This window comes from Bacillus sp. sid0103 (assembly GCF_019219025.1).
This window is the reverse complement of the sequence record NZ_JAHUWN010000018.1, coordinates 1-20,158: the sequence shown is the minus strand read 5'-3', so window position 1 is coordinate 20,158 and position 20,158 is coordinate 1. Positions and strand designations below refer to the sequence as shown.

Here is a 20,158-nt window from a genome sequence, read left to right as displayed (position 1 = left end):
CACTGTCCAAAATTCCCTTTTGTTCATAAAAATATTAAAATAGAGGAGTATGACAGTGGGTGGGAAATTCAATGGTAATAATATACATCATTGAACTTTTACTAGCTATTATCGTATAGTTATAGTAGTTAGTCATAATTTTGTTGTATGAGGGGTGTACTCAATGTTAAAAGTACAAGAAATTCGCGAATTAATAAAATTGGTGGATCAATCTAGTATTGATGAATTCGTATATGAAAACGAAGGTTCAAAGATCAAAATGAAAAAAAATGCTTCAGCTACATATGTTTCACAAGTAAGTGCAGCACCGTGTGAATTGGAAGTTATTCCAACTCCAGTTGCACCAGTCGTAACGACAGCAACACCTGCTGTTGCAGTTCAGGAAGTAAGCCAAGAAGTTCAAAAACAAGAACCTGTAAAGCAAACAGATACATCAAATCTTCACAAAATTGTTTCTCCTATGGTAGGGACTTTCTATGCTTCGCCGACTCCAGACGCTGACGTCTATGTTAAACCGGGATCAAATGTTACAAAAGATTCAATCGTATGCATTGTCGAAGCAATGAAATTATTCAATGAGATTGAAGCAGAAATTGACGGAGAAATTGTCGAAATCCTCGTTAAAAATGGTCAATTAGTAGAATATGGACAGCCTTTATTTTTAGTAAAGCCTGAATAAGGAGCGATAACAGAATGATAAAAAAACTGTTAATTGCAAACAGAGGGGAAATTGCAGTTAGAATTATTCGTGCCTGCAGGGAAATGGGAATTGAATCTGTTGCCGTCTTCTCTGAAGCAGACCGAGAAGCATTGCACGTTCAGCTGGCAGACGAAGCCTATTGCATAGGACCTACTTCATCAAAAGACAGTTATTTAAACGTTACAAATCTTATAAGTGTGGCGAAGTTAACAGCATGTGACGCCATTCACCCAGGTTATGGGTTCTTAGCTGAAAACGCTGATTTCGCTGAACTTTGCCGAGAATGCAATATTACTTTTGTGGGTCCAAGCCCGGAAGCTATTACGAAAATGGGTACTAAGGATATTGCTAGGGAAACTATGCGTGAGGCCGGAGTTCCAATTGTTCCAGGGTCAACGGGGATTATCAATGACATAGATGAAGCACTTGAACTTGTCAAAAAAATCCAATATCCAGTTATTATCAAAGCAACAGCTGGCGGCGGCGGCAAAGGGATTCGTGTTGCCAAGAACGAACAGGAATTAATTAAAGGCATAAGTATCACACAGCAAGAAGCGATGACAGCCTTTGGAAATCCTGGTGTATACATTGAAAAATATATTGAGGATTTTCGTCATGTTGAAATTCAAGTCCTTGCAGACTCCTTTGGTAACACCATTCATTTAGGAGAAAGAGACTGTTCCATTCAACGCAGGCTCCAAAAGCTTCTTGAAGAAACACCCTCACCAGCATTAGATGGAGAAATACGAGAAGAAATGGGAACTGCGGCTGTAAAAGCTGCAAAAGCGGTTGATTATTCAGGTGCTGGCACGGTAGAATTTATCTATGACTACCGCAATCGGAAATTTTATTTTATGGAAATGAACACACGGATTCAGGTGGAACATCCAGTAACGGAAATGGTCACTGGAATCGATCTTATTAAAGAACAAATTCGGGTGGCTTCTGGTGAAAAATTAAAGTTAAAACAGAAGGATGTAACGTTCACAGGATGGGCAATCGAATGTCGGATTAATGCCGAAAACCCTGAAAAGAATTTTCTACCATCCGCAGGGAAAATCAACATGTATCTTCCACCTGGTGGTTTTGGTGTACGAGTTGATTCAGCAGCATATCCAGGGTATACGATTCCGCCATATTACGATTCCATGATTGCGAAAGTCATTGCATATGGCGCAACCAGGGAAGAAGCAATTTCAAGAATGAAACGAGCATTAAGTGAATTTGTTGTAGAAGGTATCCATACAACCATTCCATTCCATTTAAAACTGCTAGATCATGAAAAGTTTGTAGAAGGCGGGTTTAATACAAAATTCCTGGAATTGCATGATGTAATGAAGTCTTAATTAATCTGTGGAGGTGTTATGAATGAGTGAATTTAGTGTCCTGGAAATGGAACAAGGCAGTAACGGTCATGGTAAAGTGGAAATTGCTCCCGAAGTGATTGAAGTAATTGCAGGAATTGCTGCTTCTGAGGTTGAAGGTGTAGCAGCGATGCGTGGGAATTTCGCAACAGGTGTGGTTGAACGTTTAGGAAAAAAAAACCATGGTAAAGGCGTAAAAGTAGAATTAACCGAAACAGGAATTAAAGTAGATGTTTATTGTATGATGAAGTTTGGCATATCCATACCGTCCGTTGCTAGTAAAGTGCAGGATAATATTCGACAAGCATTGCTGAATATGACTGCATTAGATGCAGAAGAAGTTAACATTCATGTTGTTGGCATACAATTTGAAAACCAAAAGAATGACCCTGATATGGTTGACTCGGAAGTCTAAAATTTGGAAACCAAAGGAACTTGTTCCTTTGGTTTTTCTGTTTTTAAAATATAGTTTTAAATAAAAGTGCTTACATAATGGAAAAATAACAAGGTTAGAGTGCGAATCATTTTTAGTTATGCTATTATCGTTAATGTGAAACCTATTCATCACTTCATTTATAAAAAATAGACAAAATTTAATTAATTTCTCTAAAGGAGTTAAAGGTATAATGAAAAGAAGAACTGCAAGGGAAAAGGCATTACAGGCGCTTTTCCAAATCGATATTAGCAATACAGAGCCCGCTGCAGCAATTGAACATGTTTTAGAAGGAGAGGCAGGAGACGACTATCTAACTAGTCTAGTTCTAGGGGTAGTCGAACAAAAAGCTGAAATAGACCGTTTAATTAGTGGAAATCTTGAAAAATGGTCATTAGATCGATTAGCAACGGTTGATAGAAATTTATTAAGAATTGCGGCATATGAAATGAAGTTCTTCCGAAATGAAGTCCCGGAGAATGTAGTTTTAGATGAAGCAATTGAGATAGCCAAAATATATGGAGATGACCAATCAAGTAAATTTATCAATGGTGTACTTTCAAAGTTAAAACAAACGCTTATTAACGATTAAATTGTAGGCTTTGTTAAAGATCATTGTTGAGCGGAAATTAACAGCTAAGTTTAACACAGCTAAATAATAAGTAATTTCGAGAGGGGAAGGGTGAAGAAAATATGACTGCTACAATTATAAATGGAAAAGAAATTGCCGAAAAGAAAAGAATGGAAATAGGTGAAGAGGTTACCAGAATTAAAAATCTAGGGGTAACTCCAGGACTTGCCGTTATTTTAGTCGGGGATAACCACGCATCTCGGACATATGTTTCAAATAAAGAAAAGGCCTGCAAAGAACTTGGGATGAATTCTGTTTTAATTGAATTGCCAGAGGAGATTTCAGAAGAGGAACTATTGTCAAAAATTGAAGAATTAAATATGGACCCTGATATACATGGGATCTTAGTTCAATTACCAATTCCTAAACACATTGACGAGAAAAAAGTGATTGAATCAATCTCTCCCCTTAAAGATGTTGATGGATTTCACCCAATTAATATCGGCAGGATGATGACAGGGCAGAATGCCTTCCTTCCATGTACTCCATATGGAATTATGGTGTTACTTGAAGAAACAGGTATTTCAGTAGCTGGAAAGCATGTTGTTGTGGTTGGCAGAAGTAATATTGTCGGCAAACCGGTCGGACAATTATTTCTAAATAAGGATGCTACAGTAACCTACTGTCATTCGAAAACAAAAGATATAAAGTTACATACGAATCAAGCAGATATCCTTATTGCAGCTGTTGGGATTCCGAACTTTATTAAGGCTGATCATGTAAAAGACGGTGCTGTTGTCATTGATGTAGGAATTAACCGTAATGAAGCAGGAAAGCTTTGTGGTGATGTGGACTTTGCTGAGGTGTCCGAAAAAGCTGGATACATTACTCCAGTTCCCAAGGGTGTCGGTCCGATGACGATTACGATGCTTATGTATAATACCCTTAAATCGGCTGCAGAAAGTATTGACCGTAATTAAAGGAGGAAAATGTCCTTATCTTTTATTTTAGATAAGGACTGTTTTTCGCTAATCGAAGTATTTTGTTTATTATTGGCTATGTTAAATCTCATTGTTAATTTTGATGCTATGTTGATTGGAGCGGAAATCAACGGGCAAGTTTAGCTGAGCCTTATTATTATTTTGGGTGAAAAAAGGAGTTACATATGCAGGAACAACGATATTTAACTGTGAATGCTCTAACCAAATACATAAAAAGAAAATTTGATGCAGACCCGCATTTACGAGATGTTCATGTAAGAGGTGAAATTTCAAATTTCAAGCAGCATTCGAGCGGACATATGTATTTTACCTTAAAAGATGAAAAAGCCCGAATTCTTGCCGTAATGTTTTCAAGCCATTCTCGGACGATGAAATACAAGCCAGAAAATGGCATGAAAGTCATTGTGAAGGGTGAAATTTCGGTATATGAGCCTAGCGGTCAATATCAGATTTATATAAAAGAAATGCTTCCAGATGGTATTGGGGAATTGTTTTTAGCTTATGAACAACTGAAGGAAAGACTTGAATTAGAAGGATTATTTGCGCTTGAAACCAAAAAGTTGATTCCCTTGTACCCCAGAACAGTAGGTGTCATTACCTCACCAACAGGGGCAGCCATTAGAGATGTTATTACGACCATTAAAAGACGTTACCCTATCGCGAATATTCTCGTATTTCCAGCCCTCGTTCAAGGCGATAATGCAGCACCATCGATTGCTAAGGCTATATCTAAAGCAAATACTATGGATGGAATTGATGTGCTAATCGTTGGGCGCGGCGGAGGCTCCATCGAGGAATTGTGGGCTTTTAATGAAGAACTTGTTGCTCGTGCGATTTTTTCGTCTGATATTCCCATCATTTCCGCTGTGGGACATGAAACCGATTTTACGATTGCTGACTTTGTTGCAGATTTACGTGCTCCAACGCCTACGGGGGCTGCTGAACTTGCCGTACCACATATTGAAGAGCTAATGGAGAGAGTATTGCAGCGGCAAACTCGTCTTCTTCGGACGATGAAAGGGAAATTTCAGTTAGAAAAAGAACGGCTGAATCGTGTTCAGAAATCTTATGCCTTCCGTTATCCTCATCGACTATATGAACAAAAACTAGAGCAGGTTGATAAATTCACGGAAATGCTTGTCCGCGGTGCGTCTCGATTGTCCATAATTAAAAAAGGACAACATGAGATTCTTTATAAACGCTTGCAGAGGAACCATCCAAGCCAGTCTTTACATGAGGCCAATAAGCGATTAGATCTTACCAATAAAGAGATGAAGCGGGCCATGCTGCAAGTACTTTCCAAAAAACAAAATGATTTTGACAGGATCCTTTCAACCTTAGGGGCATTAAGCCCATTAAAAATTATGGAACGTGGATATAGTTTAGCCTATTCAGAAGAGAACAGGCTGATTAAAAGCATAATTCAAGTTAACATGAACGAGCAAGTTCAAATTCAACTAACAGATGGAAGCTTATTCTGTAAAGTCGAGAATATTAAGGAGATCGAAAAACGTGATGACTGAAAAAAAACTATCCTTTGAAGAAGCAATGACAAAATTAGAGCAAATTGTGGATAAGCTTGAAGAAGGAGACGTGCCTTTAGAAGAAGCAATCCTTTTCTATAAAGAGGGTATGGAGTTGTCCAAACTTTGCCATGATAAATTGAAAAGTGTAGAAGACCAATTAACACAGATTATTACGGAGGACGGTCGAACGGAGAGTTTTACAGTTGAAGAGGAGGAATAAGACTTGGAAACCGGGTTATTAGATGCATTTGCACAAGAACATAAACTTCTGCTTGATTCGGAGCTTCGGACTTTGGTTAATAAGCTAGATGCCCCTCCTAGTATTAAGGAATCGATGATCTATTCGCTTGAAGCAGGCGGCAAACGGATACGCCCGCTTTTACTATTTGCTACTTTAGATGCATTTGGGGTTGAGCCGCGAAAGGGACTTCTTGCTGCTGCAGCTATTGAAATGATTCACACATATTCCCTCATCCATGACGATTTACCAAGTATGGATAATGATGATCTACGGAGAGGAAAACCGACAAATCATAAAGTATTTGGTGATGCAATAGCAATATTAGCAGGTGATGCCTTATTAACTTATAGCTTTGAAGTAATGGGGAACATTCCGCCCGAATTTGCATCAGATGCAACCAAACTAAAATTAGTTATTGAATTAGCAAGGGCTGCAGGAACAGAAGGAATGGTTGGCGGCCAAGTTGCTGATATGGAAGGAGAAGGAAAATCCTTAACCTTAGATGAACTTGAGTATATACATATCCATAAAACAGGAAAGTTACTTAAGTTCAGTGTGCTAGCAGGAGCAATAATAGCGAATGCAAGCCAAAAACAATTAGAAAACCTCTCAGCATTCGCACTTCACTTGGGTCTCGCTTTTCAAATTCAAGATGATATTCTTGATTTGGTTGGGAATCAACAATTGATCGGTAAGCCCGTTGGCAGTGATACTTCCAATCATAAAAGTACGTATCCACAGTTGTTATCACTAGAAGGCGCTACTGCTGCATTGCATAAACAAATAAACCTGTCGAAAGAATATCTAGGCATGACAGGATTGAATACAAACCTGCTGATGGAAATAACGGATTTAGTCGCTTCAAGGGACCATTAGAATCGGAATTTGAGGCATTGAAATAAGTGTGTTATAATTATTTTCAATGTAGAAAACGTTGTCAATGCCGTTATCACTCAAGTGTTAGCGGCTATTTTTTAATCAAAGTTAAATTTATTGATGTGTAATAGAACACAGTCAACTAAAAAGAGATTGCATAAAAGTATGAAAGTGAGTGGTCCAAACATGGATCTATTATCAATAAAAGACCCAGCCTTTTTAAAAGGCATGTCGAATAACGAATTGGAGGCTTTAAGTCAAGATATCCGTAAATTTTTGATTGAAAAGCTGTCTGTTACCGGAGGCCATATTGGACCGAATTTAGGTGTAGTCGAATTAACGATTGCCTTACATAAATGCTTTAACAGTCCCACAGATAAGATAATCTGGGATGTAGGACATCAGTCTTATGTTCATAAAATACTAACTGGTAGAGCTTGTGAGTTTGATACATTGAGGCAATATAAAGGTTTATGCGGTTTCCCAAAACGAGTTGAAAGTGAGCACGATGTATGGGAAACAGGTCATAGTTCCACATCTCTTTCTGCAGCTATGGGAATGGCAATAGCTAGAGATTTAAAAAAGGAAAAATCTTTTGTGATTCCAGTGATCGGTGATGGGGCCTTAACCGGTGGTATGGCATTAGAAGCCTTAAATCATATTGGGCATGAAAAGAAAAACATGATTGTTATCTTAAATGACAACGAGATGTCAATCGCCCCTAATGTTGGTGCTGTTCATAATATTCTCGGCCAATTGCGGACAGCTGGAAAATATCAGTGGGTGAAAGATGAACTTGAAGTACTGTTGAAAAAAGTACCTGCAGTAGGTGGGAAATTAGCTGCAACCGCTGAAAGAGTAAAAGACAGCCTTAAGTATTTATTTGTTTCGGGGATGTTTTTTGAGGAATTGGGGTTTACCTATCTTGGTCCAATAGATGGTCACAACTATGATGCATTATTTGAGAATTTCAGCTATGCGAAAAAGACAGAAGGCCCAATCCTTCTTCATGTTATTACTAAAAAGGGTAAAGGGTATCACCCAGCTGAAAGTGACAAAACGGGTACATGGCATGGAACAGGACCATATAAAATTGATACAGGTGCCTTCGTAAAGCCGGCAAAAACTCCACCGCCTGCATGGAGCAGTCTTGTTAGTGAAACCGTTCGAAAGCTTGCCCGAAACGATGAACGTATTGTTGCCATTACACCAGCAATGCCTGTTGGTTCCAAACTTGAGGGGTTTGCTAGTGAATTCCCTGAAAGAATGTATGATGTAGGAATTGCAGAGCAGCACGCAGCAACTGTAGCTGCTGGTTTAGCTACACAAAATATGAAACCATTTCTCGCCATATATTCAACCTTTTTACAACGTGCATACGACCAAGTTGTTCATGATATTTGCAGACAAAATTTAAATGTCTTTATCGGGATCGACCGTGCTGGATTGGTAGGTGCTGATGGTGAAACCCATCAAGGTGTATTTGATATTGCATTTCTAAGACATATTCCTAATATGGTCTTAATGATGCCAAAGGATGAAAATGAAGGGCAGCATATGGTTTACACCGCATTGAAGTATGATGACGGTCCGATTGCGATGAGATTCCCGCGTGGAAATGGCATTGGGGTACCAATGGACAAGGACCTTCAATCCATTCCAATTGGTACATGGGAAGTTCTCAAAGAGGGCGATGATGCAGCAATCTTAACCTTCGGAACGACGATTCCAATGGCCTTAAAAGCAGCAGAGGTGCTTGAAAAGAAGGGGATTTCCGTTAAAGTTGTGAATGCTCGCTTTATCAAACCACTGGATGATAAAATGCTTACCAATCTCCTATCAAAAAATATGCCAATCCTCACGATTGAGGAGGCTGTTTTACAAGGTGGTTTCGGAAGTGCTGTGCTTGAGTTTGCACAGAATCATGGCTTTTATCATTCGCACATCGACAGAATTGGAATCCCGGACAAATTTATCGAACATGGGGATGTCGATTCCCTTCTTGAAGAGATTGGTTTAACAACTGAAGAAGTAATCAAAAGGGTTTCCATTCTAGCTCGAAAAAAACAACAAAGGGCTTAAGAAATGAAAAATAAAGAACGGTTAGATGTTTTATTAGTTGAAAGAGGATTAATTGAAACAAGAGAAAAGGCCAAACGTGCCATCATGGCAGGGCTTGTTTACTCTAATGAAGAGCGGTTAGATAAACCTGGAGAGAAAGTTAAGATGGATATTCCACTTAGTATAAAGGGGAAGGTTCTTCCATACGTTAGCCGCGGGGGACTAAAGCTTGAAAAGGCCTTAAAAGTATTTGATGTAAGTGTATCAGACAAAGTGCTGCTAGACATAGGATCTTCAACTGGCGGCTTTACCGATTGTGCGCTGCAAAATGGAGCAAAGATGTCCTATGCTTTAGATGTTGGCTATAATCAACTTGCATGGAAACTAAGACAGGATGAACGAGTTGTCGTGATGGAACGGACAAATTTCCGCTATGTCACCCCTGCTGATTTAATTGGAGAGATGCCAAATTTCGCGACAATCGATGTATCTTTTATTTCATTAACTTTAATCTTGCCAGTCTTAAAAACACTTTTAGTTTCAGGAAGTGACGTTATTGCCCTCGTCAAACCGCAATTTGAAGCGGGCCGTGAACAGGTTGGTAAAAAGGGGATCGTTCGGGATGAAAAAGTACATTTACAAGTAATTGATAAAATCATTCATTTTGCGTTGCAACAAGGCTACACGATAAAAGACTTATCCTTTTCACCAATCACTGGCGGCGACGGGAATATTGAATACCTGCTCCATTTGAAATGGGAAGGTGAACGGGAGACGGGAGTTAATCAATTACCAATCACCCCGCTAGAAATTGTGAAAGAATCCCATTTAGAATTTAAAACAAAGCAAAATCCAGAAGGATAGGCAAACGCTTATCCTTTTCTTCGTATTCTAGGCTATTTCTAAAGAAATTCCTTTCCTTATATAAGAAAAAATGTACAAGTTTATAAAAATCGGCTAACATAATGTGTAGAAGAACTTATTAGAACATAATATTTAGATACATGTTTTCAATGATTATGGGGTGAGACAATGAATAAAGGCCAACGTCATATTAAAATAAGAGAAATCATAGCCAATAATGACATTGAGACGCAAGATGATTTAGTGGATGAACTTAAGAATGCTGGCTATAATATAACGCAAGCTACGGTTTCGAGGGATATTAAAGAATTACATCTTGTTAAAGTTCCCTTAAGTGATGGACGTTATAAATACAGCCTGCCTGCAGACCAAAGGTTTAATCCATTACAAAAATTAAAAAGATCATTAATTGACGCGTTTGTTCGGATTGATTCAGCTGGTCATTTGCTAGTCATGAAGTGCTTACCAGGTAATGCAATGGCAATTGGCGCATTAATTGATAATCTCGATTGGGATGAAATATTAGGAACCATCTGCGGTGATGATACGATGTTAATTATTTGTCGTACTCCAGAAGATACTGAGGTTATTACAAATCGGTTCCTAGATATGCTTTAATTGGGGGAATGTTCCTTGTTAGCAGAATTATCTATTAAGAATTTCGCGATTATCGAGTCCTTGTCCATCTCTTTTACAAAGGGATTAACGGTTTTAACGGGAGAAACAGGTGCGGGAAAATCCATCATTATAGATGCTATACACTTATTGGTTGGCGGCAGAGGGTCTGCAGAATTTGTGCGGCATGGCGAGGACCGAGCCGAAATAGAAGGCCTATTCCAGCTTGATGATAGTAAACATCCTATCATTGCTAAAGCTTTAGAATTTGGTATCGATATCGAGGAAGGGATGGTCATATTACGACGAGATATTTCCCAATCTGGAAAAAGCATTTGCCGTGTAAATGGAAAGCTTGTCACGATCTCCACGCTCAGGGAAATTGGGTCAACTCTGGTTGATATTCATGGGCAGCATGAGCATCAAGAGTTAATGGATGAGACGAGACACCTAGTATTGCTAGACCAATTTGGCGCTGACGATATCTTCCCTTCACAAGGTGAGTATCAGCAAGTCTTTCGTCGTTATGAGCAAACATTACAAAGGTTAAAAGCATTAAGTGAAAATGACCAGCAAACCGCTCATCGACTCGATCTGATACAGTTTCAATTAGATGAAATTCAAAATGCGGATTTAAAAATGAATGAAGATGAGGAACTTTTTGAGGAAAAAAGAAAATTAAATAATTTTGAACGAGTATATGAAGCCCTTCAATCAAGTCATACTGCCTTGCAAGGGGAACAAAAAGGCCTTGATTGGATTAGCATGGTTATGGGGCATCTTGAAGATGCCGCTGCTATTGATAATACCTATAAAGACATTTATGAAACTGTTTCAAATAGCTACTACCAATTGGAGGATGCAGCTAGATCCTTAAGAAATGATTTAGATGCATTAGAGTTCGACCCACAGCGAATAAATGAAATTGAAGAACGCTTAAATGAAATTAATCGGCTTAAACGCAAATACGGTAAAACAATCAATGAAATATTAGAATATGCCGTAAAAATTGAAGAAGAAATTGAAACATTACAAAATAAAGAAACCCATATAAGCGAATTAGAAAAAGAATTAGTATCGATTAAAAAGGACTTAACACTTGAAGCAAAGCAGTTAACGGAAACTCGTCTTAAATGGGGAGATAAACTAACAAAGTTAATACATAAAGAACTAAAAGAATTGTATATGGCAAAGACAGTTTTTGAAATTCGTTTTGAATCAAATACAATGCAGTTTACTAAAAACGGTGTTGATCAAGTCGAATTTTATATCTCGACTAACCCTGGAGAGCCATTGAAACCTTTATCTAAAGTAGCCTCTGGAGGAGAATTATCACGAATTATGCTTGCATTAAAAAGTATTTTCTCTAAGCATCAAGGTGTGACTTCAATTATTTTCGATGAAGTAGATACTGGTGTAAGCGGAAGGGTTGCTCAATCTATTGCAGAGAAAATTTATAAGGTGGCCAGCCAATCTCAGGTATTATGTATCTCACACTTACCTCAGGTAGCTGCAATGGCCGATACCCACTTGTTTATTTCCAAAATAATAAAAGGCGGAAGAACAAAAACGTCTGTCACGCCTTTACAGCTTGAAGATAAGATTAATGAAATTGGCCGGATGATATCGGGAACGGAAATTACCGACCTCACAAAAAAGCATGCTGAAGAATTATTATTTTTAGCTGCTGAGAATAAGAAAAGTGGAAACGGCGCTTTAACAGGTCGATGATTTTAGCATTTTGCCATTCAAAAGAGCTAAAATTACTATATTTTTATTAAAAATTGTAATGCTATCCATTTCGGGTAGCTTTTTTATGTTGAACCAAGTTATAAATGATTGTCAAGGAGGCAAAATTAAAGATGTAGCCATTTAAATGTAATGAAAAGAAGCGAGGAGAGTGAAAAATTTTGAAGTTAGAACTAATTAGAAAGATTATTGGTGGAATTCTCCTTGTTTCATTAATTAGCCTTATTTTTTTTCAGCCTTTGCAGCAATATCTCGCGATACCCAAGACTATTACGGTTTTTGAAGGACAAGACTATACTTTTCAAAAGGCTGTACCGGTATCAGCCTCTTTGGTTTCTCAAAATTCGAATATTACACTTGATCAGGAAAAACATTCGGTTTCAATGACAGCATCTAAGAATGGAAAAAATGAAATGCTGTTAGAGTATGCGGGGATTCCAATAAAAAAGGTCGATGTACGAGTATTAAAAGATTTTAGGGTTATTCCAGGCGGACAGTCAATTGGCGTAAAATTAAATACTGTGGGTGTATTGGTTGTAGGCCACCATCTAATCAATACTATATCCGGTAAGAAGTCACCTGGTGAAATTGCAGGAATAAAAATTGGGGATATCATTACAGAAATAAATGGCAATAAAATAGAAAAAATGACGGATGTAGCACCATATGTGCAAAGTGCAGGACAAGAAGGAAAAGCGCTCGATATGGTTATTAGTCGAGAAAGTGGAAAGTTTACTACAAAACTAACCCCTCTAAAAGACAAAGGGGAAAACATCTATAAGCTCGGTTTATATATTAGAGATTCTGCAGCAGGAATCGGGACAATGACATTTATTCACCCGCAATCTAAGAAATATGGTGCCCTAGGGCATGTAATATCTGACATGGATACCAAACAACCAATTGTTGTAGAAGATGGACAAATTGTTCGCTCAACCGTAACTTCCATTGAAAAGGGGAGTAACGGAGATCCAGGTGAAAAGCTTGCACGCTTTTCTTCCGACCGAGAAATTGTCGGTAATATCCAAAAGAATAGCCCATTTGGAATTTTTGGTGAAATGGTAAAAGATTTAAAAAATGGCGTTATGGATAAACCACTGCCAATTGCATTATCACATCAGGTAAAAGAAGGACCAGCCAAAATTTTAACAGTTGTGAATAATGACCAAGTTGAAGAATTTGATATTGAAATTGTCAGCACAATTCCGCAAAAGTTTCCAGCAACCAAAGGCATGGTAATAAAAGTAACCGACCCTAAACTCCTTAAAAAAACAGGAGGAATTGTTCAAGGGATGAGTGGCAGTCCAATCATTCAAGATGGAAAGCTAATTGGAGCAGTTACACATGTCTTTGTTAACGATCCAACTTCAGGGTACGGGGTACACATTGAATGGATGTTAAATGAAGCTGGAATTAACATATATGAAATGCCAAAGAATAAAGCGAGTTAACACGTTGGGAGCAAAATAGGAAACATCCCTATTTTGCTTTTTTACATAAACGCTTTTCGACAAAATTAACCCAAATATTAGAAGAAACGCGTTTTACGTCGAAAAGGTGAGAAAAACAAAGAAAAGATAAGATTTTATCACTATTTTAAGAAATATTAAAAAAATGAGAGGAATTTTTGTTGCATTGTCGAATTTCTAATTTAGAATAGAGTTAAGAGAATACAGCTGATAAGGAACGTATGTTGAAATAGAGCTGATGATATAAACCCTGAGGAGGAACTGGAAGTGAAGAAAATTAAAGTATGTGTCGTTGATGACAATCGAGAACTAGTAGGATTATTAGAGGACTTTATTTCGTCCCAAGATGATATGGAAGTGGCAGGGATTGCTCACAATGGTCAAGAGTGTTTAGAAATGTTATCTCATACTGACCCTGATGTTCTAGTTCTGGATATTATCATGCCCCATCTAGATGGACTAGCTGTTCTGGAGCGCCTCCGTGACATAAAAAAAGGCGTCCTGCCAAATGTCATAATGTTAACGGCGTTTGGTCAAGAAGATGTTACGAAAAAAGCGGTTGAACTAGGTGCATCGTATTTTATTTTGAAACCATTTGATATGGAAAATCTAGGCAGCCATATTCGACAAGTTAGTGGAAATACGAATTCGTTTACTCGAAAATCTACAACATCAACCACATATCGTTCTCAAACTGAACAAAAACCTAAGAATTTGGATGCTAGTATTACAAGTATCATTCATGAAATTGGTGTTCCAGCTCATATTAAAGGGTATTTATATTTACGTGAAGCCATTTCAATGGTTTACAATGATATCGAACTTTTAGGTTCCATCACGAAAGTTCTATACCCAGATATCGCAAAAAAATATAATACAACGGCAAGCCGTGTTGAAAGGGCCATCCGTCATGCAATTGAAGTAGCTTGGAGTAGAGGTAACATTGATTCCATATCTTCCTTGTTCGGATATACCGTAAGCATGTCGAAGGCGAAGCCAACTAATTCGGAATTTATTGCCATGGTGGCTGATAAGCTTCGTCTAGAGCATAAGGCATCTTGAACGTTGGAATGACGCTGTTTTAACCGTTGAATTTACGGTGAGATTCCGGTGAATTAAGCGTTGCCGTTCCAATAAATTTTACGTAGCCGTTCCGATATATTCTCGCAAAAATCATTATACCGTTATATGCGGATATGTAAAGCGTCACCTTAACCGGTGGCGTTTTTATTTTTGTATACACACAGAACGTTTGTTCGCGTATAATAAGAACGAGGAGATGATCGTTATGACGATAAGAGACCGAGGAAAAGTTAAATGGCAATTCGCATTTGGGATGCCGGAGCTGATTAAGGCGCAACGTGATTTATGGCGTGATTCAGAACGTGTTGAAAAGCCGTTACTAGACGTTTATGAGCTCGATGAGTTTGACCAGCGGATAGCCTACGCAATGGCGTATAAGCTAACGGTGAGGCTCAGCGTATGGGATGACGGCTTTACTTCGGAGATGACTGGCACCATTAACCCCGTAGATCCAATTACGCATGAGTTGCGCATTGAAGTAGAGCCTGGCGTATTCGAGCCGGTGGCATTCGATAGTGTGGTCAGAGTGAAGGTCGTAGATTAGCGTTTTTATTTTTTAAAAAGCTAATAATCTTCATTAAAGATTGACGAAACCCCTGAAGGCTATAAGTTTCATTCTAAGTATGGCTTTCTAGATAAAGAGTAAGCAATGGAATATAAAGATCACATGCAAGCGGAAGGGCTTCCTGATATTGAAAGATAAACATATTACCAACAAAAAAAGGACCGTCAATCGGTCCTTTTTATTCAAAAATCACATAACTCTGATCCTAAAGAGAAAGCTTCTATTTACTTTAAAGCTACTCCGGTACAGGAGCAACTGCCGCTGCCATCACAGCAACAAACATACACTTCGCCGTTGAATTCATAAGTTTCACAGCTTTCACGTTGCTCCGAATTAATTTTATTTTTATGTCCATGTTCAAGAAGGGAATCATTGTTTTTTCGTTCCTTCATGATATATCCCCTTTCTTTATCGTGTCTGCAAAAATGAGTCTGTTTTTGTAACAGACAATATTAGCTTAACCTGTTAAAGCGCTAAATAATCCTTTTTAATCAACAGAAACGCATCCTTTCTGCCAGCAAATAGAAAGCGCTAAATAAAAGGGTGCTTTAGTTTACACAGCACGACCTTACGAATATACCTACCGGGGGTATATAATAGAAGGAATCGGGATATTTCGTAATATGCCGGGTAATGTGGCGTAATACCAAGGAGGGATATCGCAAGGCATCCGGCAGTACAAAAGTTTACATATTCGCAATATCAGTAGCAACTCCGCGCCTGGGCGAGGCTGCCTTCCGAACTAAGGGGGGGCGTCTAAACGTAGGCCGATCGCGCAGCTATCCGCATACTGAACCGCTATTCATTATACATAAACGGTGGGAAATAACGGAGCTGCTGGCGCTATGAATGGCGTAGGTATGCGGATGTATAGGATGCTACATAACGGATAATATTTACGTAATGATTTAACGTTGATATGACGCGGTTTGTATATCGACATTATTACTACGTATATATCTTTTACGTAATAATATTGAATACGTTATTCATTGTTATACAATCGCAATGATTCCGATTTATATTTAAATCCGACAAAAACCACAGACTCCCAGGCCGCCTCGCTCAAAACCCGTCACTTCTTGTTTTCAACCTGGCTATAATTTTTCTGACTCAACCCGTTGCTAGTCGCAAAAAATTTTACGTAGCAAATTTGAACTCAGGGGGTCAGTCGGAGCTTCATTGCTCAAATGACACATAACTGACGCAATTGCCCGAAGGAACTGGTCGAAATCTACCGAAATATTTACGGTAGAAAGTGAGGAGATGATCTGTGCTACTATTCTGAAGAAAAAATCGAGTTAAAGTGAAGGTTATTTATATCGGTAATGACACGTACGTAGCAAATGCGACCGATGGCGAACGAGCAGTTTGGAATTGTTACGGCACCACGAAAGAGTCAGCGAAGGAAATGGCGCTGTATAAACTGCGGATATTTTAAGAGGAAACACGAACGGACGATACTCGGTAGAAACAAAAAAGGCCTCGGCAACCAGCCGGGGCTTTACGTAAGTATATCGCGAACATTCACGTCATTTTCATCAATATATTCCACAACGCCCAGTATCCGCTTAATCGCATACTCCTTATCGCTAGCAATATCCGCAACGAGTTCGCCAGCAAGATCGAGGAACTGCGTTTTAATCCGAGTAATCGTTAGCTTTGCCTCAAGTAAATCGTTCATTTTACGGCCTCCTCGATTTACAGTAACATTTTCCCCAATGAGTCACGGTCAATCAATTTAACTCCGTTCACCTTCGCAAGCTCAACGGCAGCTGGTGTGAAGTATTGATTCGTTACGACAATTGCCCCATGCGCATCGTAATAGTTCACCGCGGCCACTACTTGCTGAACAGCGCTAACTCCGATATTACTGCTATATCTCTTGGCTTGAACAACGAATTTTTTACGACCTTTCCGCAATATTAAATCAGCGCCATAATCGCCTGATCCTTGCGTAACCTGTGCAAGGTAACCTTGCCGCTCGAATACAGGTTTAAGGAAATGTTCGAATGCGAAACCGTCCATATTATCAATCTCTCGTATGTCGATAGGAAGACCACTTTTGTACCGAATTGCCTTAATAGTGATAGAAATTAAATCAAATACCAGAGTTCGGAATGGTTTATACGTTAACGCAAAAAAGAAAGGCATTAAGAGCTTAATTACTCCGGTAGATACATCGCTAGGCGTTTCAAATATCGATTTAATTGTGAGAACATACCAGACGATAATAAAGTATCCTACTAATAATTTATTAAACAAATTTTTTTTAAACTTCCGAACCAATTTGTACATTATGAATGCTCCTTAGTTTGTTATCTATATTCTGAACAAAATTTTTCCTGATATACCAATTTCGAATGATTACGCAAACTGACGCCAAAAAGACGATTAACCACGCAAGATCGTATTTCTATATAATGCAAATTAATAATAATTTAGGAGGATGATTATGGAAATAAAGAAGACGAAGTTTGTTCGGAAGAGCTTGCTAATGCTAACTAAGTATAAGTCGTTTAAAAGGTCTAGAATAATGAAGCTACGGCAAGAAAAGTTTAAACAGATTATGAAGATAGGCAACTCAACCGTTATCATACATTCGGAGTTATGCCGGCTTTCATCGGACGAAAAACGACAATGGTTCGAAGAGGAAATCGAAAAGGGCAATCCGGTTCTCCTCGATATTCAGAGAGCCATCGGTGATTGCTATTCAAAACGAATCAGACGAGGTGAGGCAGAATGAAGGAGAAAAAGAAAGACACCGCACAAAAAATTAAAATTAGAAAACAAGTCTTCTTAGGTAAAATTAAACTTGAGGATTATCTTCGAAAAGAAGCGGAGTTACTTTTAGAAAAATATAAGAATAACTAGATCCCTGGAATGGTTTCGGAGGTCTTAACATTTCGAACCGGTCATACCGCCTCTATTTTGACGGCAATAGTCCGCCCATGGACACTGACTCGCTCTTAAGTCAGCTTATGCAAAGGATTTCGAAATAATGCACGTCCAGGGCGGTCATACCGGTTTATTCGTCAACTTTTTTTCTCTCGTATAGCTCCGCAAGTCCAACTCCGAGCAAATCCGCGAGTATGTATGCTTTATCCATCGGTATTAAGCTCCGTCCAGTTTCATAATTGCGAAGCTGCTTTACCGTTATATTCAATTTATCCGCAATAAACGCTTTTTTGAATCCGCTCTTTTGAATTAATTCCTCTATGCGGCTTATCAACATTAGCATCACCTATATTCATTATTATATTTTTCAGGCGTTATTCATATAGGAAATTTAAGTGGCGATAATAGTAAATTTTTGTTCATCTTTTAGTATTACCGGTCATACTATAGAGTAAACAAACGGAAGGAGGGGCGATGAAGTGAGCAAAAATAAGGTTATCAAGTCGGTGTCGTTCAACGTCACCAACGAAGAGGATAGACGGTTTTTAGAACGCATTGAGAACGTCAATTTTAGCGGATATGTTAAGCGGTTGATCGAGAAGGACATTCGGCAGCGGAAGGTGATAAAGTCCGATAGAGCACTCATTCAAGCACCGGCCGGTCATACCGCAATAATGACCAAAGGGACGCCGTTAATACTGAAAACGGAGTAGTCTCTCCCCTAGCGGTCAATTCGTAACACTGTAACACGGTTGACGTTGTCAATTGTCACGACGATTGGAAAGGAGTTTTGCGTTTTGATAGAAGGAAAGGGATTAGGCGGAAAGAAGATTCATCGGGTAAACGTTTCGATCACGAATAAGCAAGCGCTCAAACTGAACCGACTAGCGACGGCCTGCAACATGAAGCCGACGACACTAGCCGGACTGCTTATCGAAAAAGGGCTTAACGATGCCGTGCTTGTCTCGGAGTTGCATCGGGAATATTGTACTCAGTCGGCCTACCGCGTAGTTGTCGTTAACAATAACGGTGAGCTGAACTTCGTACTGAGCGGAAGGGAGGACGTTTAATGAGTTGGATCAGCTTTATTTCGGGTGGTATGACCGTGATATTAGCGTATGCCTTCTATTCGGTAGGTAGCGAAGATAATGAAGAGTTAGTAGCGGAGGAAGTGACGGGATCGGACCTGGTCGTTAACGACTTTACTGGCCGATACGTGACGCTAAGCTGTCAGACCTGCCGTAAATTAAAAAAGCATCGCGAGGTACGGCTGAATGTCTTTCAGTGTACGAAATGCAAGCGGCACGTCGATATAAGTGCGTGAAACAAAAAAAGCCGCGGGTTATTCCGCGGTTTCTTCGGTTGCTTTAATAATTTAGTACTTAAGTTCATGATTGAAGTCCAGTGCTTCGTTAGTGCAATAAAAAAGCCTTACTCCTTATTGAAGTAAAGCACCCGTTCGTATTATAAGTTCAGCCAGATATTTCTGGTTGAACATTTTTTATATCGTTTTATGATATCGGTAGCCGGGGTAGAACGTAAGCACCCGTGGGGCTTGGATCCCGTCAACTAAACAGTTCGCCCCCTACTTGTAGAAACATGTTTGAGGCTGGTAGGGACATAGATCTCGTATAACAAGCGAAGCTATGATACTGCAAGAAGGATTAGGGGTACCGGTGAATTTAATTATTGGAGGAGGAGATTTAAAAATGAATCCAGTCGTTGGTCTGGATATAGCTAAAGGTGAAAGTCAGGTTCAAGCTTACTTGGAAAAGAAAAAGCCATACAAAAGTAGTTTTAAAGTAGCACATACCCTTGAAGGACTAGATGAATTATACCAATTTCTTAGAGAAATTGAGAGTTTAACTGGGGTTAAACCTCCAATTGTACTCGAAGCTACAGGGCATTATCATACACCCGTAGTTCAGTTTTTTGAGGACAGAAATTATTTATTAATCATTGTTAATCCATTAATCTCTTATCGTGCAAAGAGCTCAAGTTTACGCAAAGTAAAAACAGATATTATCGATGCTAATCATCTCTGCGAGCTGTACTATAAGGAGGACTTAGAGCCCTATAAAAAACGAGGGATTCAACTTTTAAACCTACGTAATTTGACAAGACAACACGAAAACCTAACAG

Annotated in this window: 25 protein-coding genes; 21 read left to right on the top strand and 4 right to left on the bottom strand. The window is 38.9% G+C overall.

The genetic code is table 11. The features are described 5' to 3' along the window. The first annotated feature begins 163 nt into the window (after positions 1 to 163). The 15 genes from accB (at position 164) to KW850_RS19375 (ending at position 15,097) form a co-directional block, all read left to right on the top strand. Positions 164 to 679, top strand: a complete 516-nt coding sequence (gene accB, locus KW850_RS19445) for an acetyl-CoA carboxylase biotin carboxyl carrier protein (RefSeq protein ID WP_218349428.1) — start codon at positions 164 to 166, stop codon at positions 677 to 679. 14 nt (positions 680 to 693) lie between these two features. Beyond that, a complete protein-coding gene (gene accC / locus KW850_RS19440) occupies positions 694 to 2,046 on the top strand; it encodes an acetyl-CoA carboxylase biotin carboxylase subunit (RefSeq protein WP_218349427.1) in 1,353 nt (450 codons plus the stop codon). A gap of 22 nt (positions 2,047 to 2,068) precedes the next feature. Beyond that, positions 2,069 to 2,479, top strand: coding sequence for an Asp23/Gls24 family envelope stress response protein (locus KW850_RS19435; RefSeq protein WP_218349426.1), 411 nt, complete (start codon positions 2,069 to 2,071; stop codon positions 2,477 to 2,479). Positions 2,480 to 2,690: 211 nt separating this feature from the next. Further along, positions 2,691 to 3,089 (top strand): transcription antitermination factor NusB, encoded by a 399-nt coding sequence (nusB, locus tag KW850_RS19430; RefSeq protein ID WP_218349425.1) that lies wholly within the window; start codon positions 2,691 to 2,693, stop codon positions 3,087 to 3,089. Positions 3,090 to 3,190: 101 nt separating this feature from the next. Beyond that, the gene (gene folD / locus KW850_RS19425; RefSeq protein ID WP_218349424.1) at positions 3,191 to 4,048 is read left to right on the top strand and encodes a bifunctional methylenetetrahydrofolate dehydrogenase/methenyltetrahydrofolate cyclohydrolase FolD; all 858 of its coding nucleotides are present in this window, start codon (positions 3,191 to 3,193) and stop codon (positions 4,046 to 4,048) included. A gap of 185 nt (positions 4,049 to 4,233) precedes the next feature. Further along, on the top strand, positions 4,234 to 5,592 hold the full coding sequence (gene xseA / locus KW850_RS19420; RefSeq protein ID WP_218349423.1) for an exodeoxyribonuclease VII large subunit: 1,359 nt from the start codon (positions 4,234 to 4,236) through the stop codon (positions 5,590 to 5,592). Further along, on the top strand, positions 5,585 to 5,815 hold the full coding sequence (locus KW850_RS19415) for an exodeoxyribonuclease VII small subunit (protein ID WP_218349554.1): 231 nt from the start codon (positions 5,585 to 5,587) through the stop codon (positions 5,813 to 5,815). Before xseA ends, KW850_RS19415 begins: the two co-directional genes overlap by 8 nt. A gap of 3 nt (positions 5,816 to 5,818) precedes the next feature. After that, complete coding sequence (locus KW850_RS19410) at positions 5,819 to 6,712, top strand: polyprenyl synthetase family protein (protein ID WP_218349422.1); 894 nt, start codon at positions 5,819 to 5,821, stop codon at positions 6,710 to 6,712. 186 nt (positions 6,713 to 6,898) lie between these two features. Beyond that, on the top strand, positions 6,899 to 8,794 hold the full coding sequence (gene dxs / locus KW850_RS19405) for a 1-deoxy-D-xylulose-5-phosphate synthase (protein WP_218349421.1): 1,896 nt from the start codon (positions 6,899 to 6,901) through the stop codon (positions 8,792 to 8,794). 3 nt (positions 8,795 to 8,797) lie between these two features. Continuing rightward, the gene (locus tag KW850_RS19400) at positions 8,798 to 9,637 is read left to right on the top strand and encodes a TlyA family RNA methyltransferase (protein ID WP_218349420.1); all 840 of its coding nucleotides are present in this window, start codon (positions 8,798 to 8,800) and stop codon (positions 9,635 to 9,637) included. A gap of 168 nt (positions 9,638 to 9,805) precedes the next feature. Further along, positions 9,806 to 10,255 carry a transcriptional regulator AhrC/ArgR gene (gene ahrC, locus KW850_RS19395; RefSeq protein ID WP_218349419.1) on the top strand — a complete coding sequence of 150 codons (450 nt, stop codon included), beginning with the start codon at positions 9,806 to 9,808 and terminating at the stop codon, positions 10,253 to 10,255. 15 nt (positions 10,256 to 10,270) lie between these two features. After that, positions 10,271 to 11,983 carry a DNA repair protein RecN gene (recN, locus tag KW850_RS19390; protein ID WP_218349418.1) on the top strand — a complete coding sequence of 571 codons (1,713 nt, stop codon included), beginning with the start codon at positions 10,271 to 10,273 and terminating at the stop codon, positions 11,981 to 11,983. A 179-nt stretch (positions 11,984 to 12,162) separates the two neighbouring features. Further along, a complete protein-coding gene (gene spoIVB / locus KW850_RS19385) occupies positions 12,163 to 13,452 on the top strand; it encodes a SpoIVB peptidase (protein WP_218349417.1) in 1,290 nt (429 codons plus the stop codon). 285 nt (positions 13,453 to 13,737) lie between these two features. Continuing rightward, the gene (spo0A, locus tag KW850_RS19380; protein WP_218349416.1) at positions 13,738 to 14,532 is read left to right on the top strand and encodes a sporulation transcription factor Spo0A; all 795 of its coding nucleotides are present in this window, start codon (positions 13,738 to 13,740) and stop codon (positions 14,530 to 14,532) included. A 226-nt stretch (positions 14,533 to 14,758) separates the two neighbouring features. Continuing rightward, complete coding sequence (locus KW850_RS19375; protein ID WP_218349415.1) at positions 14,759 to 15,097, top strand: YolD-like family protein; 339 nt, start codon at positions 14,759 to 14,761, stop codon at positions 15,095 to 15,097. 245 nt (positions 15,098 to 15,342) lie between these two features. Here KW850_RS19375 and KW850_RS19370 read toward each other — a convergent pair whose 3' ends face one another. The 3 genes from KW850_RS19370 to KW850_RS19360 form a co-directional block, all read right to left on the bottom strand. Beyond that, the gene (locus KW850_RS19370) at positions 15,343 to 15,510 is read right to left on the bottom strand and encodes a hypothetical protein (protein WP_218349414.1); all 168 of its coding nucleotides are present in this window, start codon (positions 15,508 to 15,510) and stop codon (positions 15,343 to 15,345) included. Positions 15,511 to 16,622: 1,112 nt separating this feature from the next. Next, a complete protein-coding gene (locus tag KW850_RS19365; protein WP_218349413.1) occupies positions 16,623 to 16,802 on the bottom strand; it encodes a hypothetical protein in 180 nt (59 codons plus the stop codon). A gap of 17 nt (positions 16,803 to 16,819) precedes the next feature. After that, a complete protein-coding gene (locus KW850_RS19360; RefSeq protein ID WP_218349412.1) occupies positions 16,820 to 17,416 on the bottom strand; it encodes a restriction endonuclease in 597 nt (198 codons plus the stop codon). Between the two features lie 157 nt (positions 17,417 to 17,573). On the opposite strand from KW850_RS19360, the gene KW850_RS19355 reads away from it, so the two are divergent. Both KW850_RS19355 and KW850_RS33440 read left to right on the top strand, forming a co-directional pair. Then, positions 17,574 to 17,864 carry a hypothetical protein gene (locus KW850_RS19355; protein ID WP_256358340.1) on the top strand — a complete coding sequence of 97 codons (291 nt, stop codon included), beginning with the start codon at positions 17,574 to 17,576 and terminating at the stop codon, positions 17,862 to 17,864. After that, on the top strand, positions 17,861 to 17,992 hold the full coding sequence (locus KW850_RS33440) for a hypothetical protein (protein ID WP_256358339.1): 132 nt from the start codon (positions 17,861 to 17,863) through the stop codon (positions 17,990 to 17,992). Before KW850_RS19355 ends, KW850_RS33440 begins: the two co-directional genes overlap by 4 nt. Positions 17,993 to 18,146: 154 nt before the next feature. On the opposite strand, the gene KW850_RS19350 is transcribed toward KW850_RS33440, so the two are convergent. Continuing rightward, a complete protein-coding gene (locus KW850_RS19350; RefSeq protein WP_256358338.1) occupies positions 18,147 to 18,353 on the bottom strand; it encodes a helix-turn-helix domain-containing protein in 207 nt (68 codons plus the stop codon). A 142-nt stretch (positions 18,354 to 18,495) separates the two neighbouring features. On the opposite strand from KW850_RS19350, the gene KW850_RS19345 reads away from it, so the two are divergent. From KW850_RS19345 to KW850_RS19330, 4 genes are all read left to right on the top strand, one after another. Next, entirely contained in the window at positions 18,496 to 18,729 is a 234-nt protein-coding gene (locus tag KW850_RS19345; RefSeq protein WP_218349410.1) for a hypothetical protein, read from the top strand. 84 nt (positions 18,730 to 18,813) lie between these two features. Continuing rightward, complete coding sequence (locus KW850_RS19340; protein WP_218349409.1) at positions 18,814 to 19,086, top strand: hypothetical protein; 273 nt, start codon at positions 18,814 to 18,816, stop codon at positions 19,084 to 19,086. Then, a complete protein-coding gene (locus KW850_RS19335; protein WP_218349408.1) occupies positions 19,086 to 19,340 on the top strand; it encodes a hypothetical protein in 255 nt (84 codons plus the stop codon). The genes KW850_RS19340 and KW850_RS19335 overlap by 1 nt, the downstream gene beginning before the upstream one ends. A gap of 385 nt (positions 19,341 to 19,725) precedes the next feature. Further along, positions 19,726 to 20,158, top strand: a 433-nt coding sequence (locus tag KW850_RS19330; RefSeq protein WP_218349552.1) for an IS110 family transposase, incomplete at its 3' end; no start/stop codon positions are given.